21 protein-coding genes and 1 tRNA gene are annotated in these 24,414 nt (G+C 41.4%); 11 read left to right on the top strand and 11 right to left on the bottom strand.

What is annotated here, in order from left to right:
- Position 1: 1 nt before the first annotated feature.
- The gene (gene mgtE / locus AC4CUZ_RS08510; RefSeq protein ID WP_419381289.1) at positions 2 to 1,348 is read right to left on the bottom strand and encodes a magnesium transporter; all 1,347 of its coding nucleotides are present in this window, start codon (positions 1,346 to 1,348) and stop codon (positions 2 to 4) included.
- A 134-nt stretch (positions 1,349 to 1,482) separates the two neighbouring features.
- Positions 1,483 to 4,587, bottom strand: coding sequence for a multidrug efflux RND transporter permease subunit (locus AC4CUZ_RS08505; RefSeq protein WP_419381288.1), 3,105 nt, complete (start codon positions 4,585 to 4,587; stop codon positions 1,483 to 1,485).
- A gap of 257 nt (positions 4,588 to 4,844) precedes the next feature.
- Here AC4CUZ_RS08505 and AC4CUZ_RS08500 point away from each other — a divergent pair, with 257 nt between their 5' ends.
- Entirely contained in the window at positions 4,845 to 5,990 is a 1,146-nt protein-coding gene (locus tag AC4CUZ_RS08500) for a glycerophosphodiester phosphodiesterase (RefSeq protein WP_419381287.1), read from the top strand.
- Positions 5,991 to 6,198: 208 nt separating this feature from the next.
- The gene (locus AC4CUZ_RS08495) at positions 6,199 to 6,573 is read left to right on the top strand and encodes a diacylglycerol kinase (protein ID WP_419381286.1); all 375 of its coding nucleotides are present in this window, start codon (positions 6,199 to 6,201) and stop codon (positions 6,571 to 6,573) included.
- 103 nt (positions 6,574 to 6,676) lie between these two features.
- Here AC4CUZ_RS08495 and AC4CUZ_RS08490 read toward each other — a convergent pair whose 3' ends face one another.
- On the bottom strand, positions 6,677 to 8,281 hold the full coding sequence (locus AC4CUZ_RS08490; protein WP_078388603.1) for an isocitrate lyase: 1,605 nt from the start codon (positions 8,279 to 8,281) through the stop codon (positions 6,677 to 6,679).
- Between the two features lie 647 nt (positions 8,282 to 8,928).
- On the opposite strand from AC4CUZ_RS08490, the gene AC4CUZ_RS08485 reads away from it, so the two are divergent.
- The 4 genes from AC4CUZ_RS08485 (at position 8,929) to AC4CUZ_RS08470 (ending at position 13,359) form a co-directional block, all read left to right on the top strand.
- Positions 8,929 to 9,918: a LysR family transcriptional regulator gene (locus tag AC4CUZ_RS08485; RefSeq protein WP_004695623.1), complete on the top strand. Its 990-nt coding sequence runs from the start codon at positions 8,929 to 8,931 to the stop codon at positions 9,916 to 9,918.
- Between the two features lie 129 nt (positions 9,919 to 10,047).
- The gene (paeA, locus tag AC4CUZ_RS08480; RefSeq protein ID WP_419381285.1) at positions 10,048 to 11,376 is read left to right on the top strand and encodes a polyamine export protein PaeA; all 1,329 of its coding nucleotides are present in this window, start codon (positions 10,048 to 10,050) and stop codon (positions 11,374 to 11,376) included.
- Between the two features lie 236 nt (positions 11,377 to 11,612).
- Positions 11,613 to 12,953 carry a CitMHS family transporter gene (locus AC4CUZ_RS08475; protein ID WP_125279981.1) on the top strand — a complete coding sequence of 447 codons (1,341 nt, stop codon included), beginning with the start codon at positions 11,613 to 11,615 and terminating at the stop codon, positions 12,951 to 12,953.
- A gap of 121 nt (positions 12,954 to 13,074) precedes the next feature.
- Positions 13,075 to 13,359 (top strand): hypothetical protein, encoded by a 285-nt coding sequence (locus tag AC4CUZ_RS08470; RefSeq protein ID WP_490747480.1) that lies wholly within the window; start codon positions 13,075 to 13,077, stop codon positions 13,357 to 13,359.
- A 48-nt stretch (positions 13,360 to 13,407) separates the two neighbouring features.
- Here the strand turns inward: AC4CUZ_RS08470 and AC4CUZ_RS08465 are convergent, their stop codons facing one another.
- Positions 13,408 to 13,920: a hypothetical protein gene (locus AC4CUZ_RS08465; protein ID WP_490747479.1), complete on the bottom strand. Its 513-nt coding sequence runs from the start codon at positions 13,918 to 13,920 to the stop codon at positions 13,408 to 13,410.
- Positions 13,921 to 14,093: 173 nt separating this feature from the next.
- Between AC4CUZ_RS08465 and AC4CUZ_RS08460 the strand changes: the two genes are divergently transcribed.
- On the top strand, positions 14,094 to 14,822 hold the full coding sequence (locus tag AC4CUZ_RS08460) for a hypothetical protein (RefSeq protein WP_419381284.1): 729 nt from the start codon (positions 14,094 to 14,096) through the stop codon (positions 14,820 to 14,822).
- Positions 14,823 to 14,862: 40 nt separating this feature from the next.
- On the opposite strand, the gene AC4CUZ_RS08455 is transcribed toward AC4CUZ_RS08460, so the two are convergent.
- On the bottom strand, positions 14,863 to 16,632 hold the full coding sequence (locus AC4CUZ_RS08455) for an alkaline phosphatase D family protein (RefSeq protein ID WP_419381283.1): 1,770 nt from the start codon (positions 16,630 to 16,632) through the stop codon (positions 14,863 to 14,865).
- Positions 16,633 to 16,845: 213 nt separating this feature from the next.
- Between AC4CUZ_RS08455 and AC4CUZ_RS08450 the strand changes: the two genes are divergently transcribed.
- Positions 16,846 to 16,931: transfer RNA gene (locus tag AC4CUZ_RS08450), tRNA-Leu, on the top strand.
- 151 nt (positions 16,932 to 17,082) lie between these two features.
- Here the strand turns inward: AC4CUZ_RS08450 and AC4CUZ_RS08445 are convergent.
- Positions 17,083 to 18,015 (bottom strand): IS5-like element ISAha2 family transposase, encoded by a 933-nt coding sequence (locus AC4CUZ_RS08445; protein ID WP_001040037.1) that lies wholly within the window; start codon positions 18,013 to 18,015, stop codon positions 17,083 to 17,085.
- Between the two features lie 62 nt (positions 18,016 to 18,077).
- Here AC4CUZ_RS08445 and AC4CUZ_RS08440 point away from each other — a divergent pair, with 62 nt between their 5' ends.
- Positions 18,078 to 18,446 (top strand): hypothetical protein, encoded by a 369-nt coding sequence (locus tag AC4CUZ_RS08440; protein WP_201952108.1) that lies wholly within the window; start codon positions 18,078 to 18,080, stop codon positions 18,444 to 18,446.
- A gap of 54 nt (positions 18,447 to 18,500) precedes the next feature.
- Here AC4CUZ_RS08440 and AC4CUZ_RS08435 read toward each other — a convergent pair whose 3' ends face one another.
- The 4 genes from AC4CUZ_RS08435 to rlmE form a co-directional block, all read right to left on the bottom strand.
- A complete protein-coding gene (locus tag AC4CUZ_RS08435; protein WP_004982696.1) occupies positions 18,501 to 18,812 on the bottom strand; it encodes a DUF5713 family protein in 312 nt (103 codons plus the stop codon).
- Positions 18,813 to 18,972: 160 nt separating this feature from the next.
- Positions 18,973 to 19,824 carry a dihydropteroate synthase gene (gene folP, locus AC4CUZ_RS08430; RefSeq protein ID WP_419380853.1) on the bottom strand — a complete coding sequence of 284 codons (852 nt, stop codon included), beginning with the start codon at positions 19,822 to 19,824 and terminating at the stop codon, positions 18,973 to 18,975.
- A gap of 135 nt (positions 19,825 to 19,959) precedes the next feature.
- On the bottom strand, positions 19,960 to 21,852 hold the full coding sequence (gene ftsH, locus AC4CUZ_RS08425) for an ATP-dependent zinc metalloprotease FtsH (protein ID WP_005400430.1): 1,893 nt from the start codon (positions 21,850 to 21,852) through the stop codon (positions 19,960 to 19,962).
- 132 nt (positions 21,853 to 21,984) lie between these two features.
- Complete coding sequence (rlmE, locus tag AC4CUZ_RS08420) at positions 21,985 to 22,635, bottom strand: 23S rRNA (uridine(2552)-2'-O)-methyltransferase RlmE (protein ID WP_004695608.1); 651 nt, start codon at positions 22,633 to 22,635, stop codon at positions 21,985 to 21,987.
- Positions 22,636 to 22,829: 194 nt separating this feature from the next.
- On the opposite strand from rlmE, the gene yhbY reads away from it, so the two are divergent.
- Both yhbY and AC4CUZ_RS08410 read left to right on the top strand, forming a co-directional pair.
- A complete protein-coding gene (yhbY, locus tag AC4CUZ_RS08415) occupies positions 22,830 to 23,153 on the top strand; it encodes a ribosome assembly RNA-binding protein YhbY (RefSeq protein ID WP_004695606.1) in 324 nt (107 codons plus the stop codon).
- A 12-nt stretch (positions 23,154 to 23,165) separates the two neighbouring features.
- Complete coding sequence (locus AC4CUZ_RS08410; RefSeq protein ID WP_005400429.1) at positions 23,166 to 23,705, top strand: DOMON-like domain-containing protein; 540 nt, start codon at positions 23,166 to 23,168, stop codon at positions 23,703 to 23,705.
- Positions 23,706 to 23,791: 86 nt separating this feature from the next.
- On the opposite strand, the gene AC4CUZ_RS08405 is transcribed toward AC4CUZ_RS08410, so the two are convergent.
- Complete coding sequence (locus tag AC4CUZ_RS08405; protein WP_004982703.1) at positions 23,792 to 24,238, bottom strand: hypothetical protein; 447 nt, start codon at positions 24,236 to 24,238, stop codon at positions 23,792 to 23,794.
- Positions 24,239 to 24,414: the final 176 nt, after the last annotated feature.

Raw genomic sequence — 24,414 nt, 5'->3', positions numbered from 1 at the left:
TTTAAGACAAGGTCAGAATTTGCGACGCAATCAGCAGATATACCACCACGCCTGACGCATCACAAATTGAGGTGACCAAAGGTGCAGATGCACTGGCTGGGTCGAGTTTCATGCGGTTTAAGATAAACGGCAGACTCATACCAATCAGACAACCCATCAACACAATGCCCATCATACTCAGTGCCAATACTACGGCGACCAGAATGTCCCCACGGAAATAACCCAAAATGGAAACAGCCGTTGCCATAGTTCCGCCAAGACACAGCGCAACCAAACTTTCACGTCCTAGCAAATAAAACCAGTCTTTAAAATGTACATCGCCCGTTGCCAGTGCACGTACCATTAAGGTTGCGGATTGAGACCCCGCATTTCCCCCACTTCCTACCAGTAAAGGTAGGAAAAATACCAAAACAATATGTGCCGCAATCAAGTCTTCAAAGTGCGCAATCCCCAGCCCTGAGAGTAAACTGCCAAAAACCAGAAACACCAACCAAAACACCCGCTTCTTATACAGTAAGAGGATTGAAGCCGTTTTAATACTCATCTGCGGACTGGCCGCAACCGCACTACTTTTTAGAATATCTTCTGTGGTTTCTTGTTGTACCACATCCATTGCATCGTCATAAGTCACAATCCCCAATAGACGCTGCTGCTCATCAACAATGGGCAAAGCCATAAAATCATAATGAGCCAGTTTCTGTGCAATACTTTCCTGATCCTCACTGACTAAACCCGTAATGACATGACTGGTCATAACCTGTCCAATCAATTGCTCAGGCGGAGACTGGATAATTTGCCGCAGCGAAATCACACCATCTAAATAACGCGAGGCATCGGTCACATAGATGAGATATAAAGTTTCACTTTCCGCTGCATGCTGTCGTATATGTTGAATCGCCTGTTGCATGGTCATTTCGGCATGTACCGTAATGACCTCGGTGCTCATAATTGCACCCGCAGACTCGGCTGGATAATCCATCAAGGTCTTCAGCTGAGCTTGAACATGCGCGTCTAACTGCGGAAAAATATGACCTTGAACGTCCTGCGCTAAGCTTTGAAATAAATCGGTGCGGTCATCCGAATGCATATGAGCTAGTAGCTTCACCAGCAAAGCCTGAGGCAATTGCGCTGCTAGCTGCTGCTGCTGGGTTAATGCTAAAAACTCAAAGACATAACTGGCTTGTGGTAATTGTTCCAATAGCCGAATTTGGTCATTTATAGGCAGGCCCATTAAAATATCAGCCAAATACGCAGTGCTGTACTGTTTCAGACTTTGAATAAAAGCATGGTTATCGGGCTGATTTAATTGCTCTTGGAAATCTTGCTGTGAAAATGACGGATTTGGCATACACCACTCAAATATTGTTTTCTTTATCTATGCGAGTATAGCAAACGATCTTTAAATGTCAGGCCTTTCAGCCTGATTGGGTTAAAGGTTCGCTTTGCCTATTCAGACTGCACACGAATGTTTCGGATTCGATCTTAAACCTCGTCCTGAGGTGTTCGTCCATGAAACACACGGCGAACCAAGACATACATTAAAGGAATAAACAGCAATACCAACACCGTGCCAAAAATCACGCCACCAAGTACACTCACCCCAATTTCCTGACGACTTGCGGCCCCTGCACCAAAAGCAAAGACCAGAGGTGTAACACCCGCGCCAAAAGCCAAAGACGTCATTAAAATCGGGCGTAACCGTAAGCTTGCGCCTTCCAAGGCAGCTTCAATTGCGGTTTGGCCTTTTTGCTGCGCCAGTGAAGCAAATTCCACAATTAAAATCGCATTTTTACAGGACAGACCAATTGTAGTCAGCAAGGCAATTTGAAAGTAAATATCATTCGGAAAACCCGTCAGATAACTGAACAAAATATTGCCACCGATACCGAGTGGAATCGCACTCATGACTGCAGTTGGAATACTCCAACTTTCATAAAGTGCAGCAAGGCATAAAAAGATAAAGCCTATGGAGACCAAATACAGCAGCAATGCTTGGTTATTGGACTTGTTTTCCTCGAACGATAACCCGCTCCAAGCCAAATCTATACCATCATGCCCTCGTACCATGTTTTGTACGTCTTGCATGGCTTGTCCAGAACTAACATTTTGTGCTGTATCCGCCTCCATTTCTAGTGCGGTATAGCCCATAAAGCGATTCACTACCTCAGGGCCTCCACTCCAAGATACTTGAGCAAAATTTGTAAAAGGAATCATTTGGTTCAGATCATTACGTACGGTCCATGCTTGAAGATCATCAGGTTTTGAACGAAATTCGGCATCCCCTTGCATAATTACCCGCTTAATCCGACCACGGTCAATAAAGTCATTGATATAACTTCCACCCCAAGCACTGGATAAAGTGCTATTAATGGCGGTCTGGCTGAGTCCATTGGCCAAAGCTTGCTTTTGGTTCACATCCACTTTGAGTTCGGCTTTATCTGGGTTAGAACGTTTATCTAAATTGCTAAAACTAGAATACTGCTTGGATGCTTCCTGCAAAGTTTTGAACTGTGCTTCTAAATAGGCACGACCTTCGCCATTGATATCACGTATCCAAAACTCCATGCCATCGGTTTGCCCTAAGCCACTGACTGAAGACGGCATATTTACATTAATTTGCGCATTTCGATGCGATCTAAAATGAGCAATCGCCCGTTCTCGAATCGCTTGTGCGGAGTTCTCTTTCCCCTTACGTTCATCCCAATGTTTCAACGCAATAAAACCCTGACCTAAATTTTGTCCCGTCCCCGAGAAATTACGACCATAACGGATCATCACCAAATAGATATTGGCCTGTTCTTTATCTAAAAAGTATTGGCGAATTTCTTCCCCAACCACACGGCTTTGACTCAGCGGTGCACCATCGGCCAGTTTAAACTGGACACTTAAAATACCCTGATCTTCACTGGGAATAAAACTGGTCGGCAAAGCACGATAAAACAGCGCAAAGACGGCAATTAACGCCACAAAAACTACCAGCATGATTTTACTGTGCTGAATGGTCTGGCTACTCAGCTTTAAATAACGCTGTTTTAGCTGATCTAACGTCAGATTAAACCAAGTTGCCCATCGTGCCGATTTATCATTGGGTTTTAAAATTAAGGCACATAGTGCAGGCGTTAGAATTAATGCGACCAGCAGAGATAGCGCCATGGCAGCAACCAAGGTCATTGAAAACTGACGGTAGATCACTCCTGTCGAGCCACCGAAAAAGGCCATGGGAATAAACACTGCAGTTAACACCAAAGTAATCCCAATCAATGCCCCACTGATTTCCTGCATCGATGCAATCGAAGCTTGTTGAGCACTCATCTGCTGTTCATGCATCAGCCGTTCAACGTTTTCCACCACCACAATCGCATCATCCACCAGAAGCCCGATAGCTAAGACCAATGCAAATAAGGTTAAGGTGTTGATACTCATCCCGAGCACATACAGAATGGCCAGCGTGCCCAAAATTACAACAGGCACAGTGATAGTGGGAATCAACGTTGCACGCCAATTTTGCAAAAAGACAAACATGACCACAATCACCAAAAGCACTGCTTCAAACAGTGTTTTGACCACTTCCTTAATCGACTCTTGCACAAAAGGCGTGTTATCACGTGGATAAACAATTTGATAGCCTTCTGGGAGTTTAGAGGACAATCGGCTGACTTCTTGTTTGATCAATGCCGAAGTTGCCAGTGCATTGGCCCCTGAAGACAATGAAATGCCCATACCCGCTGAAGGAAAACCATTAATGGTATTAAACGACTGATAATTTTCCGCGCCCAGTTCCACCCGTGCGACGTCTTTTAAATAAATAAAACTGCCATCACGGGTCGATTTGACAATGATGTTCTCAAATTCTTCAACGGTTTTTAAACGTGTACCGGAGGTAACTTTGGCATTTAAATATTGATCTGACAGGCTAGGTAACTCGCCAATTGCCCCTGCGGCCACTTGCGTGTTTTGCGCTTCAACCGCCGCACGAATATCACTCGGCATCAGTCCATATTGACGCAATTTGTGCGGATTCAGCCATAAGCGCATGGCATACTGTGCGCCAAAGACATCAACCTCACCAACCCCATCAATACGGGCTAAATCTTGCTCCAAATGCGTCATCATATAATCAGACAGTGCAATATTGCTGCTTTTGCCTGTTTGGTCATATAAGCCAATCACCATATGCGTATCGCCAAGCGATTTATAGACATTGATCCCTTGACGCTGTACATCTTCTGGTAAACGGTTAATCACTCCATTGATGGCATTTTGAACTTGCACCTGAGCGGTATCTGGGTCAGTTCCATTCTCAAAACTAATGCTGATTCGACTACGGCCATTCGAGTCACTGCTCGAACTAAAATACAGTAAATGATCAATCCCTTTAATTTGCTGCTCTAAAACCTGAGTAACGCTCTCCTCCACCGTCTCTGCCGACGCACCCGTATATGTTGCACTCACAGTAATTCGCGGAGGTGCAATATCGGGGTAGCGCTCTACAGGCAACTGGAAGGTGGCAAATAAACCAAATGCCATCACGATAATCGCCAACACACCAGCAAAAATTGGACGATGAATAAAAAATTTAGACAGCATGGGACTGCGGTACTCTTGGGTCTGAGGCTAGATCTAGAAACTGGGCATCACTTCATGCTTGATCTTCTATGACGAATCATTAAAAAACAAGACTTAACAACATGAAATAGAACATTAGAGCTAAATATGAAGAAACTATGAAGAAAGCTTTTTGACCAATTGATGACATCCTGTAATTTTTCGCAATTTGTCATTGATCTGAGATATTAAAATTGAACACTGAGTCCGCAACACCACAATAAAATGTTGAGGAACACATGTTAAAAAGAACATTATTGAGCTTTATTTTTTTAAGTTTATTGGGCTGTCATCATGATGAGAAAGACAATGCAACATCCCAGCCACCATCAAACAACGCCGAATACATTGAGCCTACATTGCTTATTATTGGACATCGCGGCGCCAGCGCGCTACGCCCTGAACATACCTTAGCCGCTTACCAAAAAGCAATTGATGATGGTGCAGATTTTATTGAGCCTGATTTGGTGCCAACTCTAGACGGTTATTTAATCGCTCGCCATGAAAATGAAATCGGAGGAACCACCAATGTCAGCAGCTTGCCGCAGTTTGCAGAACGGAAGACCAGTAAAGTCGTTGATGGCGTGACTTACACAGGTTGGTTTACTGAAGACTTTACTTTAAACGAGCTGAAGCAACTGAAGGCACGAGAACGTATTCCAGAGATTCGTCCAGCAAATGCCCAATATAATGATCAATTTGATCTGCCCACTTTAGATGAAATTATTGAACTCGTAGATGCGCACTATAAAAAGACAGGAAAAATTGTGGGCCTGTATATCGAAACCAAACATCCCAGCTATTTCCAAGGTCTCAATTTGGCCATGGAGCAACGCCTATTAACCACGCTGGCCAAACACAGCTATAGTCGTGACATTGCACCAGTCTATATCCAGTCATTTGAAGTCAGCAACTTAAAACAGATGCGTCAACAGTTAGATCAATTAAAATCGATTCAACATGCCAAAATTATTCAACTCTATGGCGGTAACTCCGAACAACCTGCCGATGCTGTGCTTGCCAAATCAACACTCCGCTATAGTGATATGGCAACACCTCAAGGACTGAAAGACGTCGCAAGTTATGCACATGGTGTTGGGCCAAGTAAAACCTATATCGTGCCCAATACTCAGCCGGCGACCCCGACCAGTTTTGTAAACGATGCACACGCAGTGGGCTTAAAAGTACATCCTTATACCCTACGCCCAGAAAATAATTTCTTAGCAGACTATTTAGACTGTAGCGCGATAGCCGCTGAAAAGTGCGAAAAAGGCGCGCTGGCAGAGTTTGAAATTTTCTTTAAAGCTGGAGTGGATGGTATCTTTACCGATGACCCTGCTTTGGGACGTCAAGCAGCGGATGCTTTTTTGAAAAAAATAGAATAAGTCACACAAAGCAAACCAAACAACTGAGCATCTCGTTTACTTTCAACCAATATCCATCCTTTAACTATAGAGATTAAAAAGTAGGCTTTTTTAATCTCTTTCTCCTTATTTTAGGTGTACATAGATTAAGCACTTTTTGAATACTATAATTAAGTGACTTTTAATATAGATCATGTATTGTGGCTGAAATTTTAAAATGGTTGATGGTATGAGCCAATATTCCCCACTCAAAGGCAAGTCAGGTTTTAAGCGTATTTTTAATGCAACTCATTATTCCATTTCAGGTTTTAAGGCCGCATTTGCGCACGAAGCAGCTTTTCGCCAAGTCCTATTGATTAACCTGATTCTGATTCCAATAAGCTTTTTCTGTGATGTCAGTCGCTTAGAACAAGCCCTCATGGTAGCCGTTTGTTTACTTGCAATTATTGTTGAATTGTTCAATTCAGCCATTGAGGCGATTGTGGATCGTATTTCTCTGGAGCGGCATGAGCTTTCAAAAAATGCCAAAGACATGGGTAGTGCTGCACAGTTTGTTTCTTTAAGTATTATCTTTATTGTTTGGCTACTGATTCTGATGCCTTAATATTTTTGTTCAATATTTCACGCTCAAACTGTTCAACAAGCTAAAAATTAATTCATAAAAAAACCCTGCTTTAGCAGGGTTTTTTTATGAATCAGTTCAGTGCTTAGTGAGCAGCGAATTGGTTCATTGTGTTTTTAGCATCATCGTGCGCTTTAAGAGCGTTGTCACCAGAGAAGATTTCTTTGTGATCATCACCGATGTCAGAACCCGCCATTGCTTGGTGTTTAACACAAGCGATACCACCACGGATTTCTTTACGTTGTACGCCAGCAACATAAGCCAACATACCTTCAGAACCGAAGTAACCTTGTGCAAGCTCATGAGTAGAAAGAGCAGCAGTGTGGTAAGTCGGAAGTGTGATCAAGTGATGGAACACACCCGCTTCACGAGCAGCATCTGCTTGGAATGTACGGATCTTAGCGTCTGCATCAGCAGCTAATTCAGTAGCATCGTACTCAGCGCTCATTAATTTAGCACGGTCGTAAGCAGAAACGTCTTTACCTTCAGCAACCCAACGGTCGTAAGCTTGTTGACGGAAGTTCAACGTCCAGTTGAATGATGGAGAGTTGTTGTAAACAAGTTTCGCATTTGGAACTGTTTCTTTAACACGGTTAACCATGTGCGCGATTTCGTCAACGTTTGGAGTCGCAGTTTCGATCCAAAGAAGGTCAGCACCATTTTGAAGGCTAGATACACAGTCAAGAACAACACGGTCAATTTGTGTGTCTGGACGGAATTGGTATAAACCAGAAGCCAAACGTTTTGGACGGTGAAGTTTACCATCACGCTTGATTAAGATTTCGTCTTCTTGAGCATCAGCAATGTCAATTTCAACAGTGTCTAGGAAACCGATGTATTGAGAAGCGATGTCGCCTGGCTCTTTAACCACTGGGATTTTTTGAGTCAAGTCAGCGCCTTCAGAGTCAGTACGCGCAACGATGATACCGTCGTCAAGACCCATTTCTAAGAATGCATAACGTAATGCATGGATTTTAGAGATGAAGTCTTCGTGAGGAACAGTTACTTTACCAGCTTGGTGACCACATTGTTTCGCGTCAGATACTTGGTTTTCGATTTGTAGTGCACAAGCACCCGCTTCGATCATTTTCTTAGCAAGTAAGTAAGTCGCTTCTTCGTTACCGAAGCCAGCATCGATGTCTGCAATAATTGGCACAACGTGAGTTTGGAAACCGTCGATTTGTGCAGTGATTTCAGCAGCTTTAGCAGTATCGCCTGCTTCGTTTGCTTTTTTAAGCGCACGGAAAAGGTCGTTTAATTCTTTCGCATCAGCTTGGCGTAAGAACGTGTAGATTTCTTCGATCAACGCAGGTACTGAAGTTTTTTCATGCATAGATTGGTCAGGAAGTGGACCAAATTCTGAACGAAGCGCAGCAACCATCCAACCAGAAAGGTAGATGTAACGACGTTCAGTCGTACCGAAGTATTTTTTGTTCGCAATCATTTTTTGTTGTGCGATGAAACCGTGCCAGCAACCCAAAGACTGAGTGTATTTGCTAGAGTCAGCATCATAAGCAGCCATATCACGACGCATAATTGCAGCTGTGTATTTAGCGATATCTAAACCAGTTTTGAAACGGTTTTGGATTTGCATACGCGCAGCATCTTCAGGACTGATGTCTGCCCAAGTGCTACCGAATTTTGCTTTTAATTCGCGGATTGCATCAATCGCTGTTTGATATGTAGTCATGATATTTCCTGTAATAATATTAGGATTTTCTTCAACGAAAAGCTAAAATCAGACCCTCAAGCTTTTGCTTAGATTTAGAGCGCTTCGTTGCGATGAATACAGATTAGATTGACAGAATAAATTAATCCAATATTCTGCATTAATTTTCAGTATTTATTTAAAAAATATATAGATAAAAGTCTAATTATATTTCGATAAAACATAATTAAGTAATTGTTATTTTTAAACTTAAATAAAATAAGAAAACCGTGAAAAATACATCCTTTGTCGAATATTTCTTCATTAGACTTAAGTCTCGGCCGTTGGAAAAAAGAGTTCAAACCAAAAATCAATACTTAATTTGACCCAAATGACAAAAGTTCAATATTCAGCAAAAAGAGTATTTATCACGCTTTTATTCCATCAATAACAGGCCAGCTTAAGCCATTTTCTAAGCAATAATCTGAGCCTCAATTTACGCATATTGAGACATTGCTTAGGACTAATATGCTCTCCGTTTTTAAGCATAAAAACCCATTTTCTGAGAAAATGAAGGGGGTATTCTTTGTACAACCCGATGCTTTTTTTTTCGTCAGTTTATTACACAAGCCCGATGGCTTATGGCATAATGCAAACAATTTCATGATTTTATTCTCGGTATTTATTTTATGAATCTGGAGCGGGTTGATCTAAACCTCTTAATTTACTTGGACGTACTTTTACGCGAAAAAAATGTAACCCGAGCAGCTGAACAATTGGGTGTCACCCAACCAGCAATGAGTAATATTCTACGTCGTCTTCGTAACTTATTTAATGATCCCCTGCTAATTCGCTCTTCTGAAGGTATGACACCGACCGAACGGGCTTTAGAGTTACAACCCCGCATACGTGACGCTCTTTCTGATCTCTCCATGATTTTGGAACCTCGTACCGAGTTCCGTCCTTACACTTCAAACCGTGTTTTCCGTATTATGACTTCGGACTATGCCGAAGCAACCTTAGTTCCCCGCCTCGTTAAAGCATTACGTTCTGAAGCACCCAATGTGGTTTTAGACTTCTTAACTCCAAGTGATGTGTCATATCGTGATATGGAACAAGGTAAAGTTGATCTAGCCATTAACCGATTCAATGAAATTCCACAAAGCTTCCACCAAGTTTTGGTCTGGCGTGACAGTTTTTCATGTCTACTCAACGGTAAACACCCCGCTGCCAGCAACTTAAACCTAAAAAGTTACCTCGATGCACAGCATATTTGGGTCTCTAAAACAGGTATGGGCGTTGGTTTCGGCGTTAACCCTGAAAAACAAGCAGGTCTAGGTTGGATTGATCAAGCTTTAGAACGGATTGGCCAAAAACGTAAAATTTCGGTCTTCACCCGACATTATCAAATGCCTGCACTATTGGCTTCAAATGTAGATTTGATCGCGACTTTACCGACCCGTATTGCACGCTTACAAGCCAAAAGTCAAAACCTCCTGATTAAAGACCCACCTTTTTATATTCCAGAACTTGAGTTGAAAATGGCATGGTGTCCACTGTTACATCACCATCCTGCACATCGCTGGCTCAGACAGCTGATTTTGTATGTGGCACGTCAAATGATTGAGGAAGAAAATCGAGAGTTTTTAGGCAATAACTCGCAATTCTCACATTATTAAGCATTCAAGCTCTAAATAATTCATTTTCATACCAATAACTCAGGTATGATAGAAGACAGTAAGTGATTACTGTCTTTATTTTTTTGTGTTAAAAATATTCATAATAACGATGAATCACAGGTGGATTCCGTGAGCCTTTTTCAAAACATAGTTATCATTCTAGTCCTGATTGCTGGGGCGGGTTTCTTGTCTCTGACAGAAATTGCACTGGCAGGAGCACGTAAGGTCAAGCTGAAAATCTTGGCTGAGTCGGGCGATGATCGCGCACAGAAAGTTTTGAATTTACAAGAAAATTCTGCTGACTTCTTTGCCGCTTCACAAATTGGCTTAAATGCAGTGGCGATCTTGGGCGGTATTTTAGGTGAAGGGGCTTTTCGTCCCTACTTCATGAGCTTTGTTTCTCGTTTTTATACAGGTCCTTGGTCTGAAACCATTAGCTTTGCTCTATCTTTCACTTTAGTCACCTCTCTATTTATTTTGTTTGCTGACCTCATGCCAAAACGCTTGGCCATGATTGCGCCAGAAAAAATTGCTGTTTCTGTCATTAACCCGATTCAGGTTTTTATTAAAATTTGTAAGCCCCTTGCCTGGGTCATTAATGCCATCGCCAATTTGCTATTCCGTCTGTTTAAAGTGAATACCATTCGTGATGACAACATTACCTTTGCTGATATTTCCGCAGTGATGGATGCCGGTGCACAAGCGGGTGTACTACAAAAGCAAGAACATCATTTCATTGAAAATGTATTTGAACTTGAAGAACGTAATGTTCCATCAAGTATGACCACGCGTGAAAATGTGGTGTTCTTTACCTTAAAAGAGTCTGAAGCCAGTATTCGCCAAAAACTTGCAGAATATCCTTATTCCAAGTTTTTAGTGTGTAGTGAAAATATTGATGATGTGATTGGCTATATTGATGCCAAAGACATTCTGGTACGTATTTTAAATAATCAGTCTCTATTACAATTAAATGAAAATACCATTCGTAGTGTATTGACCATTCCAGATACCCTGACCCTTTCTGAATTGCTAGATCGTTTCCGTTCAACCAAAGAAAAATTTGCTGTCGTTATTAATGAATATGCCTTAGTTGTAGGGGTAATTACCCTATCTGACATTATGATTACCGTGATGGGCGATTGGGTTACTCCAATTGAAGCCGAACAACAGATCATTAAACGTGATAATAATTCATGGCTGATTGATGGCAGCACGCCGATTGAAGACATGAAGCATGCACTGGCCATTGATGAAATGCCAGATGAAGAAAATTATGAAACCTTGGCTGGTTTTATGATGTACCGTCTACGCAAAATTCCACGCCCTGCCGATACCGTAGAATACGCAGGCTTTAAATTTGAAGTGGTTGATGTCGATCATTTTAAGATTGACCAACTTTTAGTGACGCGCTTACTTGAAGAAACACTACAGCCTGCAACCCAAACAGTCGAGGAATAGAAACATCGCCTTGAATTAAAACCTTGCAACTGCAAGGTTTTTTTTGCTTCAGATTTAACCATATGAAGTTATACAAAATAAGTATCTTAACCATACTTTACATATATATATTATTTATTAGAAAAATAGAATGAAAAATCACATATGTTTAAGAGCATTTAAAAATCATGCTGAATTGCATACTATCGCTGTCACTTGATGAATAAACAGACTTAACACGTTCAAAGGATTGATCCATGCTGACCATTTTAGGTTTAGGCATGATTATGTGCTTCATGTACTTAATCATGTCCAAACGACTGAGCGCTCTTGTTGCTTTAACTTTAATCCCTATCATTTTTGCATTACTTACTTATGTTTTAAGTCTCTTTGTTGACAACCTTGCTGGATTTGATATTGCTGAACTTGGCAATATGATGATGGAAGGCATTAAAAAGCTCGCTCCTACGGGCGTAATGCTCCTTTTCGCAATCCTTTATTTTGCAATTATGATCGACACGGGTCTATTCGACCCTTCTGTGAAGTGGATTTTAAAGCAGGTTAAAGGTGATCCTTTAAAAGTGACCCTTGGCACTATTACGCTGACTTTAATTGTTTCCCTGGATGGTGACGGTTCAACCACTTATATGATCTGTGTTGCCGCAATGCTACCGCTGTATAAGCGTATTGGTATGAGCCCTTTAATTATGGCCTGCCTAATGATGCTTGCGAGCGGAATCATGAACCTAACGCCATGGGGTGGACCAACAGCACGTGCTGCAACTGCATTACATGTTGATCCAAACGATGTCTTTGTTCCGATGATTTTACCAATGCTCGTTGCAATTGGGTGGTTATACTTCCTCGGCTTTATGTATGGCCGTATGGAGCGTAAACGCATTGGTATTGTGGAATTAGATATTAGCCATGGTGACAGTATTCAGATTTCGCAAGAACCTGAAGCCAACCGTGCCCACTTAAGATGGTTTAACGCTCTACTAACTTTGGTCTTGATGGTCTGCTTAGTAATGGGCATTTTACCTGCGGCGATTCTGTTCATGGTTGCCCTGTGTATTGCCTTGGTGGTGAACTATCCAGATCTAGACATGCAAAAGCGTTTGGTTGGTAACCACTCTGCCAGTGCCTTAGCTGTAGTCGGGATTATCTTTGCGGCAGGTATTTTTACCGGTATTTTATCGGGTACAGGTATGGTTGAAGCCATGTCTCAAGAACTGGTTGCCATTATTCCAGAAAGTATGGGGCCGTATTTAGCACCTATCACGGCTGTGATTAGTATGCCACTGACCTTCTTCATGTCGAATGATGCCTTCTACTTTGGTGTACTGCCTGTACTCTCTGAAGCCGCTGGACACTATGGTATCACTCCTGTGGAAATGGCTCGTGCATCGATTGTTGGTCAACCTGTACACTTACTGTCCCCATTGGTTCCATCGACTTACTTACTCTGTGGATTGGCTGGAATTAACTTTGGTGAACACCAAGAATTTACCATCAAGTGGGCAGTAATTACCTGTTTAGTCATGTTGGTTACAGCGATGATCTTTGGTATTTTCCCACTTTACTCAACACTGGGTTAATCAAATACTCATACTGAGTTATAACGAACCTTAAGCTCAACAACCGATAAATACCCGATGTATCACATCGGGTATTTTCATTTATAATGCCTTGATATAACAATATAATAGAGTCAAGCTTATGTCTTTTTCATTGCCTGCTATTTTGGCGTGTACTTTCTTTTATTCTGCGCTTTATCTGATTTACTATTATTTTTCCCAATACAGCCACACACTTCTGATCGTAAGTGCGATTGTTTTGCTGATTTTAGCATGGCGGATTACACCTTATGCTTATGAACGTGGGCAACGCAGCTTTAACGAGACTCTGTCTTTTGGACAGTATTTCTGGAATCTACTGATTACATGGTGGCGACTGTTTATTTGGCCCATCAGCTTATTACTGTCTTGGATTTTCCATAGCTAATATAACGCCATAAAAAAAGCACCCGAAGGTGCTTTTGAGACTGCGATCTTAACGACCATACAATTCAAGCAGTTTATCTAAAGTCGCTTGATAGTGAATGCTAATATCTTCAGATAAAATTTTATATGCACTGTCAAACTGAACCATTGGCCAGCCTTCTTTCCAAAATGGGAAGATGTTGTGTAAATCATGTGTCACGGTCGCATCTTCACGTACAATTGCTTGTGTAACTTGTGACAAGACCTGTGCTGTTTCCGCACCATCAATCGCCATGTAATCAATCCCACGTACTTTTAAAATACGGATGCGGTCTTTCTTATAGCGAATTTTTTTGGCTTGACCTTCATTCAGACCCAACGCCAAAGCTACAGCTTCAACAAACTTACTTTCAAAAGATTGGTTCAAAGCCACAATCGCAAGTTTATGTGCTTCTTGACGACCCGCTTTACCGCCTTTACGAATCTCTTCTTTTGCCTCTGTATCAAGCTCATCGTCTTTCATAGACTGCAAAATGTCTAAAATTTCGATATCACTTAAAGATTCAGGAGAATGATCAGTCATGAACTGCCCTTAGACAAAAAAATTGAATCCGACATTTTCGCATAATTCAGAGCGAAAAAGCGAAATTGTTGTACTTTTCTCTGTGAATATTCTGTTTCACGTATTTTTTTGAGCCATCCCCTTCCAAATCTACTATAGTAAAGGCTATTTTTCTCATACGCTCTTTTTTGACGATGCAATCCAAACAAGTTCAACTGTTACTGCAACAATTAGAGACCCTTTACCCTGCCGCATTTAAACGTAATTACTTGTTTTATAGTCAAATCAAAACACGCGGTATTTTAGATGACCAACGTGAAATTATTCCGTGGGTTTTGGCGGTGATGATTTTTATTCCAATCAGCTTAATTCTGAAAGATTTTTACTTAACTCACTTGGAGAATCTCGATCCGCTGCAAAGTCACAGTTATGCCATTATTAGTATTTTATTGGTGCTGATGTGGGTCTTACCTTTTGTCATTAAGCAAATTAAACATTCATCAAACTCCTTGTATCAACTGCAACGCCATGCGCCCATCAAACTCGCTGCAGTGATTCTTTTAAGTGGACTAAATCTGATGTTCCTTGAAAGCAGTTTGCTGATGTGGGTCTTGTTTTATTTTGGTGTGAACTTTGGTTTTGTGCGCTTCTATAAAGAAAATTTATTTCGAGACCACAGCCAGTCGGTTGAACATCATCAGTTACAACAACTCAGACGTGTCTGTTTTTGGGCCTATAAGCAAACGGTCAAATCTCGATTCCAGTTGCGCTTTAGCTCCCATCAATCTGAAGATTATCAGGCACGGAAAACCCAGCTGGGGCATGAAGCAGATTTATATGTGCAACTGCTGAAGTATGAGCATGCTTACTGTAAGCAGATTAAGCACATCGATCTCGACAGTTATATCGATGAGAAATTATAAAAAAACCGAGCAATCATGCTCGGTTTTTTCTAAGGCCATTTTAGGCCGTTTGCTTTAACGAACTGATTGGCAATAATGTCGGGTCTAATATCACTTGATGCGAGCGAGTTTCATCAACGATGTATTCTTTGTGCTTAATGCTATCCACAAAAATCCAATCCGCTTGCACCTGCTCTGCGGTAAAACGGACTTTCAAATAACCACGCTGATTTAAATTGCAATAATTCAGCTCATCAATCAAGGTTGTAAAAGCAAACTCAAACTCTTTGAGTTGTTGCATTGAAATAGACAAATACTTTTCCATACCTGGCGAGGAAACTGAACTTGTCGCTAACTCCACACCCACAAACTGCCCTGTTAAATCGTGTAAGTCCGATGCCCATGCATTATGGGTATCACCAGCCAAGACCACGACTTTTTTATTTAAATACTGCAGTGTGCCGTACAGCGTCTCCCTTTCAACCGCATAACCATCCCATGCATCTAAATTGTAAGGAACCACAGTTTTAATACGAGACAACTGCTCTACTGTTAAAGATGGATCATGATTTAAGTAACGAAGTTTTATTTCTACCAATTCTTTAATGAGTTGATTCACCTGCGCCAAAACCTCTGGAGTTACCGCGCCGCTACTGATTGCACTGAGCACTTGTAACATCTCGGCTGGAACAAGCATTTTGCTCATCAACACCTGCTGACCCAAAACTTGCCATGTGGCTTTAGAGCTCGCAAGTTGCTGTGTTAACCATGCGCGTTGATTCAACCCCAGTAACGTTCGATTTGGATCTTGCATATCTGTAGTAAAGCGCACAGCATCCAAACTCGATGCGGTTAAATAATCCGCATAATCTAGCTGTTTACTCCGCGCTAGAATACGCGTATCCAACATATTCAACTGCACTAAATTACCAAAGTTAAACTGGCGATAAATATTCAAATGATCTTTTTCAGAAAGCGGACGGATTGGCATCCATTCAAAATAGGCTGCCAGTGCCGCAAGTTTACGATCGAGAAAATCGCCTTCATTATCTGGCTGATGGTTCTCAGCGCCATCTTTCCATGTATCATTGGCTAACTCATGGTCATCCCATACCACAATAAAAGGATGGCGTTGATGCGCGGCCTGTAAATCCTGATCTAGTCTATATAAAGCATAACGTTTACGATAATCATCTAAGCGAATAATTTCTGCATTATTATCATCCGCCAGTGCGCGCCCCATCGCTACAGCCTCTTCCGTTGCATATCCGCCCATACCATATTCGTAAATGTAATCCCCCAAATGAATCACAACATCCACATCTTGTTTGGCCATTTCTTTATAAACATGGAAATAACCCGCTGGATAATTTGAACATGAGCATACGGCAAACTGAACCGACTGTACCTGCGCTGCCAAGGTTTTGGTTTGCCCTGTGGTTGAATATGTCGACGCCGATTTAAAACGGTAGAAATAAACTTGCCCCTCAGCAAGTCCCGTCACATCCACTTTCACAGTAAAATCTTGTGCAGCTGTAGTCAGCACCTTTCCTGTTGCTGTAATGTTTTTAAAGTCTGCATCTTTTGCTACATCCCACTGCACTTCTAAACGCGCACTGCTGTCCGTCGGTGTTACACGTGTCCAAATGATCACTTGAGTTTGTAAAGGATCACCACTGGCAACCCCATGCAAAAATTGCACTTGCGTATTGGGCTGTGTGTTTGAGTCGGCGTCATCACCACAAGCAGTCAGTGAAATAGGTAAAGATAAAGCACCAAATCCTGCCAAAGTTTTTTGAATAAGTTCTCGGCGGTTCATTTTTTTTGTCATGTGGATTGCCTAAAGACGATATGGACTTGAAATTTATGCGAAAAAGATGACATCCATATCTCAAGTCGATGACATTTTTATGAAGCCTGAACAAGTGCAGCACAGATAATTTTGCTATTTTTTAAACATAAACCGCTGAATTGATTGAAAAGAAAGCAAATAATCACAAATAGACTTGCCAACTTTTATTTCGTCCTCTATTATTGCGCTCATGCCCGAGTGGTGAAATCGGTAGACACAGGGGATTTAAAATCCCCCGCCCACAAAGCGTGCCAGTTCGAGTCTGGCCTCGGGCACCATTCTTAAGCTAATTAAGATGGTGCAATAAAAAATCCAGCGATATGCTGGTTTTTTTATGTCTATAATTTATGCATCGAAGCACATAACAATCACAATAGGCTTTGTTGCACAAAGATTTAAAAGATAACACTCTGCTCATTTGAACAGAATTCAAGTGACAACTTGGGTATGAGGACGACCTAATTCTGTAAATTTGTTCAATACGGCTATGCGTGCATGAATCTCATTCACCTGACTAGAAAAACTCCTTGCTGTTAATTTATCACCTAATAGTTTGATGCAATGCATCTTGGTTTCAACTAAACTTCGACGATGATAACCAGACCATTTTTTCCAAAGCGTTCTTCCTAAACGTTTAACTGTTTTCAGTAACTCATTCCGCTCTAAAGATCTCAATTTCTGATCTTTCCATGGTTTTGCATTTTTTCTTGGCGGAATGAGCGCATGTGCATCTCGATCTAGAATGACTTGTCTGCAGTGCTTCGTGTCATAAGCACCATCGGTATAGACCGAATCAATTCGTTCATCTAAGGGAATTTGAGCAAGTAAATCACCGAGTACTTGCGAATCGCTCACATTATTTGTAGTAAGCTGTACTGCACGTATTTGCAAGGTTTCAGCATCGATGCCAATATGAAGCTTACGCCATTGGCGACGATATTCAGGTCCATGTTTCTTACGTTTCCACTCACCTTCACCTAGAAACTTTAAGCCAGTTGAGTCGACGAGTAGATGTAGCCCATCACTACTTTTTTGATAGCTAATCGCAATATCAATATGTTTTTGTCTTCGACAAAGCGTACTGTAATCTGGTGCGGTCCAATTTAATCCACAAAGTTTAATCAGACTTTGAACAAAACCTGTGACCATGCGTAAAGAGAGTCTAAATAAAGATTTGATCATTAAACAGCATTGAATAGCCGTATCGGAGTAAGTTTGATTTCGACCTTGCTTGTTTTGTGGTTGTGCATACCACTGAGTGTTTGGATCAAACCAAATGGAAATGTTGCCCCGATTAATGAGAGCGCGATTATAGGAAGACCAGTTGGTTGTACGATAAGTTTTAGGAGTAGGTTTATTCATTTTGAAATTATAGGACTGAATAAACCTTATAGGCTAGGTTTGTGCAACAAAGCCATCACAATATGAAAAAGAACACTCTTATTATCATCTTATGCCTCATTTTTTCAAACGTCAGCCATGCAAACCCCACCTCGCAGCAAACAGATAGCGATACGTTTTATGACTTGTTTGCAGGCACGATTATTGAAAAAGACCGTCAACTCTATTTACATGCGTGTAAATCAGTAGATGCTCATTTTAAATTAAGCTTTAATCACACTAAAGATGAGCAACATATTCGTGAGCTCATGAAAAAGCATCCAAAATTTTGGCTGAATCTCAGTGCAAATGCTGAAATGGTCGAAGGCGAATACGTGATGACAGTCGATGCGATTGGAGATGAGCATTTAAATCAAAGCTGTCATCTCACCGATCTTTTAGATGAGTTGTAACAGCAAACTCTGTTTCTAAAGCAAAACCAACAGAACTTGAAATGAGAGAGTGACTCACCACTCTCTGTTCACCACCAATTCTTCCATTTCAATATCCATAAACCCAGCATCTTGCACCACCATCATCATCGCTTCAGCAATAAAATCGGCAGCAGAATCATCTAATGATGAATCTAGATCTTCAAAATGCGGCTTCATTTCATTAATTTCAGCTACTGTGGCATTGGCATATTGATAGATATCACCCTCAGATTTTGCTTTTACAATTTTTTTAGCAAAAGTCTCAACATGCTGCTTCACTTCAGCAACAAGAATATCGGGATAATATTCATCATCAAACATAGGGAGAAGTAAATCTGCAAACATACAGGCACTCAAAATGAGAAACTTAAAAAACGAGTCTATATAACATAAACCAAACAAATCACCAAATAAAAAAGCAGCATCTGAAGATGCTGCCAGTCTAAAAATCTAATATAGATCAAATTTACAAATTAAATCATTAGCTCAGCATTCCACCGCCGCATTAAGCCATATTCATCGCTTGCCAAACCTTGATCGCATCACTCATGGCTTTGACATCATGGGCGCGCACCATACACGCGCCTTGTTGAATACTCAGCAAATGTCCCGCTACAGAACCCACGGCCCGCTGCCCTGCATCGGCCCCACCTAAAGCTTCTCCGATAAAGCGCTTTCGTGACAATGCGGACAAGATGGGATACCCGAGCTGATTCAGCTGATGGAATTCGTTTAAAAGCTTAAGGTTCTGCTTTGCATTTTTAGCAAAGCCAAAACCCGGATCAATCATGATATTTTCAGCTTTGACACCAGCCTTGAGTGCATCCGACACGCGCTGGGAAAGCTCAGCCATCACATCTAAAGTGACATTATCATATTGATCTAAACCATTCATGGTGGTCGGTTCACCACGCATATGCATGATAATCACTGGGATATTCAGTTCAGCTGCCGTTTCTAAAGCATTCGGGCGTGTTAATGCTCGTACATCATTCCAGATATGCGCACCTGCTGCGACCGCAGCTTGAATTACTTCAGGTTGAGAGGTATCAATCGAAATGACCACATCAAGTTCAGCCAAAGCTTCCACCACTGGGACGACACGACGAATCTCTTCCTCAACCTCAACCACAGATGCACCTGGACGTGTAGATTCCCCCCCAACATCGATGACTGTCGCCCCATCCGCAATCATTTGCTGAGCATGCGTAAGCGCTTGTGCTTTGCCATTATGTTTGCCGCCATCACTGAACGAGTCTGGCGTCACATTTAAAATACCCATCACATGCGGTACCGACAGGTCGAGTGATAGCTCACCACAACGTAGGATTTTCTTCGGCAAAGCCATCAATTGCATGTAATATTCTCCAGTTCAACTTACATTATCTTAACGCGTTCCCACTTTTAAGTGCCTATTTTTCTTCATCGGCAGTGGAAAATCTGCGCAATAAAAAACCACCCGAAGGTGGTTTTTTATTTTAACTTTTAAAAATTAAGTTGCAGATGGTAATGGTGGTGGTGTACTTGGACCATCCGTTGGAGTTACATCTATCACAGGATTTTCTGCAACATATACTTTTGGTGGTTGTGGCTCACGACCTTCCATAATGTCACGAATTTGCTCGCGATCAATCGTTTCCCATTCCATCAGAGCTTTCACCATCGCATGAGCAATATCTTTATTGTTTTCTAAGATATTGCGTGCGACATGGTATTGCTCATCGATGATACGACGAACTTCAGCATCTACTTGTTGCTGTGTTGCTTCAGAAATCGTACGACTACCAATGCTGCCCATGAATGATTGCTGAGAATCATCTTCATACACCATTACACCAAGTTTGTCAGACATACCGTACTTGGTCACCATCGCACGTGCCATTTTAGTTGCACGTTCAAAGTCGTTTGAAGCACCTGTCGACATTTGGTTGATAAAGATTTCTTCAGCAATACGACCACCAAACAAAATTGAAAGTTCATTCAACATTTTGTCTTTATAGTGGCTGGTTTGGTCATGTTCAGGCAACTGCCAAGTTACACCCAACGCCCAACCACGCGGCATAATAGTCACTTTATGTACAGGGTCTGTACCCGGCAGAATTTCAGCCACAATCGCATGACCAGCTTCATGGTACGCAGTTGCACGACGTTCTTCTTCACGAATCACCATCGACTTACGTTCAGGGCCCATGTACAACTTGTCTTTTGCATCTTCAAAATCATGCATATCGACAGTGTTCTTGTTACGACGCGCAGCAAAGAGTGCAGCTTCGTTCACAAGGTTCGCCAATTGTGCACCCGAGAAGCCTGGCGTACCACGTGCAAGCACTTGTACATCGACACCAGTCACTGAAGGCAATTTCTTCATGTGAACATTTAAGATTTGCTCACGACCTTTAATGTCTGGTAAGCCAACCATTACTTGGCGGTCAAAACGACCCGGACGGAGTAAAGCTTTATCCAGTACATCGGCACGGTTTGTCGCAGCAATGACGATAATACCTTCATTACCTTCAAAGCCATCCATTTCCACCAACATTTGGTTCAAGGTTTGCTCACGCTCATCGTGACCACCACCTGTACCTGAACCACGATGACGACCCACAGCATCAATCTCATCAATAAAGATGATACATGGCGCATGACGTTTCGCTTGTTCAAACATGTCGCGAACACGAGACGCACCCACACCCACGAACATTTCAACAAAGTCAGAACCAGAAATACTAAAGAATGGTACTTTCGCTTCGCCTGCAATTGCTTTTGCAAGTAAAGTTTTACCTGTACCCGGTGGACCCACCATTAACACGCCTTTAGGAATCGTTGCACCTAAGCGTTTAAATTTTGAAGGATCTTTTAAGAAATCAACAATTTCTACAACTTCTTGCTTTGCTTCATCACAGCCAGCGACGTCGGTAAAAGTCACTTTAATTTGGTCTTCTGCCAACATTTTTGCTTTTGACTTACCAAAACTCATTGGACCGTTTTTACCACCTGCTCCGCCACCCATGTTGCGCATAAAGAACATGAATAACAAAATGATTAAAAGTACAGGGAAGCTTGCGATCAAAAGTTGCATCAATAAACCTTGGCGCGCAGGTGCAGTACCTTCAACGACAACGTTATTTTTAATCAGATTAGGCATAAGCTCTGGGTCTTGAACCGCAGGACGAATACTTTCAAACTCTGAACCGTTTGATTTTTGGCCATGAATTCGTTCGCCATCAATTGTCACTTGCTTAATTTGACCAGCATTCACCGCAGCAACAAACTCTGAATAATTCATCGCTGTCGGCTTTTCATTGCTACTGACATTACTGAAAATAAGGATCAGTACGCCCAGTATCACTAGCCACAATATGGCATTCTTGAAGAGATCGCTCAAAGCTTTATTCCCATATCAATCTAATTTGATCATGCCCTATCGGGTGACCTTAAAGTTTCTGCTGAAGATCAGCTTCGCAAAATAATAAAAAGGTACAAAATGCACAATTTTTAACGACTTGGCAAGTAAACTTTATTTGAAAGCCTTCTTACGGCCTTGCCCAACTAAGAATACTTCCTTAGATCGGGCACGTGATGCAGCAGGTTTTACTGTCTTTAACACATCAAAGTTGTCGACTACTTGCTTACGGAACTCGTCAAAGCCTGTACCTTGGAATACCTTTACAACAAATTGACCATTTGGACCGAGCACTTTCGTAGCAAAATCGATGGCCAATTCACAGAGGTAAATCTGGCGAGGTTGATCTACAGCCTTGTTACCTGAAGTATTGGGGGCCATATCTGAAATTACAACGTCTACTTTACGTCCATCTAAAATATTTAACAATTTATCGAATACTTCTTGCTCACGGAAGTCACCTTGCAAGAAGGTCACATCTGGAAGTGCATCCATTTCCAAAATATCAGATGCAACCACCAATCCTCGATCACCGACCAGCTTTCCTGCAATTTGTGACCAACTTCCAGGTGCAGCACCCAAGTCAACCACGGTCATGCCAGGACGAATGATGTTATATTTTTCTTGAATTTCAAGTAACTTATAAGCTGCACGTGCTCGATAACCTTCTTTTTGCGCTTTTTTCACAAAATGGTCATCAAGGTGCTCTCTCATCCACGCACGGCTACTTTTGGATAACTTTTGGTTGGTAATGCGTGTTGCCATATCTCTCTAAAACATTAAAATTTCTTAAACTTAATTGTACGTTAAATTCTCTAGGCTTGCAGTATACATCTGTATCCAAATCTTGGGTTTTAGTTGTTTTTTTCTATTATCTAAATCGATTATTTCCACAGAATATACAGCGTTTAATTTCGCAGTTTGTTATACTAAGCCGTTTTTAAAATTAGGTTATCTTTATGGCGACTTTATCCATTCAGGAACGCAAGCGTTTGCGTCAAATCGGTCATGCTTTAAACCCTGTGGTAATGCTTGGCGGTTCAGGTCTGACTGAAAATGTCGTTGAAGAAATTTTACGTGCTTTAAACGACCACGAATTGATTAAAGTCAAAGTCGCGGGTGAAGACCGTGAAGAGCGCGCTGCAATCATTGCAGAAATTGCCTCAACTACAGGTGCAGAAATTGTACAGACCATTGGTAAAATTGCGTTGCTTTACAAAAAAGCGGCGAAACAAAATGCCAAATTGTCTAATTTAGTTCGTTTCGCTCACGCAGCAAAATAATTGTAGTTTTTTATGGCAAGTTACGAACTCAGTGCATTTGATCGTCGCTTTCAAGCTATTTCGCTTGTTGGTGCGATTGAACAACAAAGCCCATATGCTCTCAATATCGGCTTTTGGTTACGCGATCCCAATTTGTACATGCACTGGCCCGAAGTCGTGAATGCAAATCCTCGTCAAGACTTTTTATGGGAAAACACCTGTTTTGAAGTCTTTATCGGGGTAAAAGGCGAAGATTATTATCGTGAGATCAATCTCTCCCCTTCGCAAGCTTGGCAGGCCTATCAGTTTGAGGAATATCGTTATCCTGAAGATATGCCGCCACAGATCGCTTACGATATTGAACTCAATCAATTGAAGCGCACCCACTATGGTTTAAATGTCAGCATTGATCTGACTGAGTTTATGCTACAACACAAACTGAAATGGGCTGACCTATATCTAGGTTTATCCGCGGTGTTGAATACCTCACAAGGTCAACAGTTCTATGCCATGCAGCATAGTGGCCAACAAGCTGACTTTCACAATAAACGTGATTGGTTGCATCAGTTTTAATCCAGACAAATAAACCAGAGCAATAAAAAAGTGAGGCTATGACCTCACTTTTTTATGCACTTAATCTTGAGCCTCGTACAGCTAGATTATTTGTTTGAAACTTTATTCCACGCATCTAAGGTGTGTTCTTTTGAACGTTTAAACGTTTCAGTCAACTGATCTTTATGTTTTACTGAAATTTCGCTGACATCACCTTTTAACTCTTTACCTAGTTTGGTCAAGTCATCTAAAACAGCCGTAAACTCAGTTTTAACAAACTCTTTTAGTTCAGTTAAGTCTTTTTGAGAGTTCGATAACTGCCCTTTAATGGTTTCTAAGCGCAGTAAAAGATCTTGTTTAAACTGGCGGAGTTGCTCTTGCACACTGGCATTTAACTGCTTCGCTTCAGCTTCAAGCTTTTCTTTGCTTTCAACTACCGCTTCAGTGACCTGCTCTGTTGCTTCTTTCGCCACTTGCTCAAGCTTTTCAGTGCTTTCTGCAACAACTTCTTTCAACGCTGGCTTTGGTTTGGTCACTTTGTCTTGTTCAGTCATGATGTTATTCCTGTTGTTATATACACAGCGACAGCTTAGCGTGATTCGATAAAATTTAGATTTTGATTTGTTAGACAATTATTTGTTGTTACATTTTTCTTTACAAAACTTAGAAACAGTATCCGCTACAAAATAAAAGCACTTTATCTTGTTAATTCCATCTTATTGGCATGGAC

The sequence above is a fragment of the Acinetobacter sp. 789_lipA genome, from assembly GCF_058242845.1.
The sequence above is the reverse complement of the archived record's forward strand: the minus strand, read 5'-3'. Positions and strand labels throughout refer to the sequence as shown.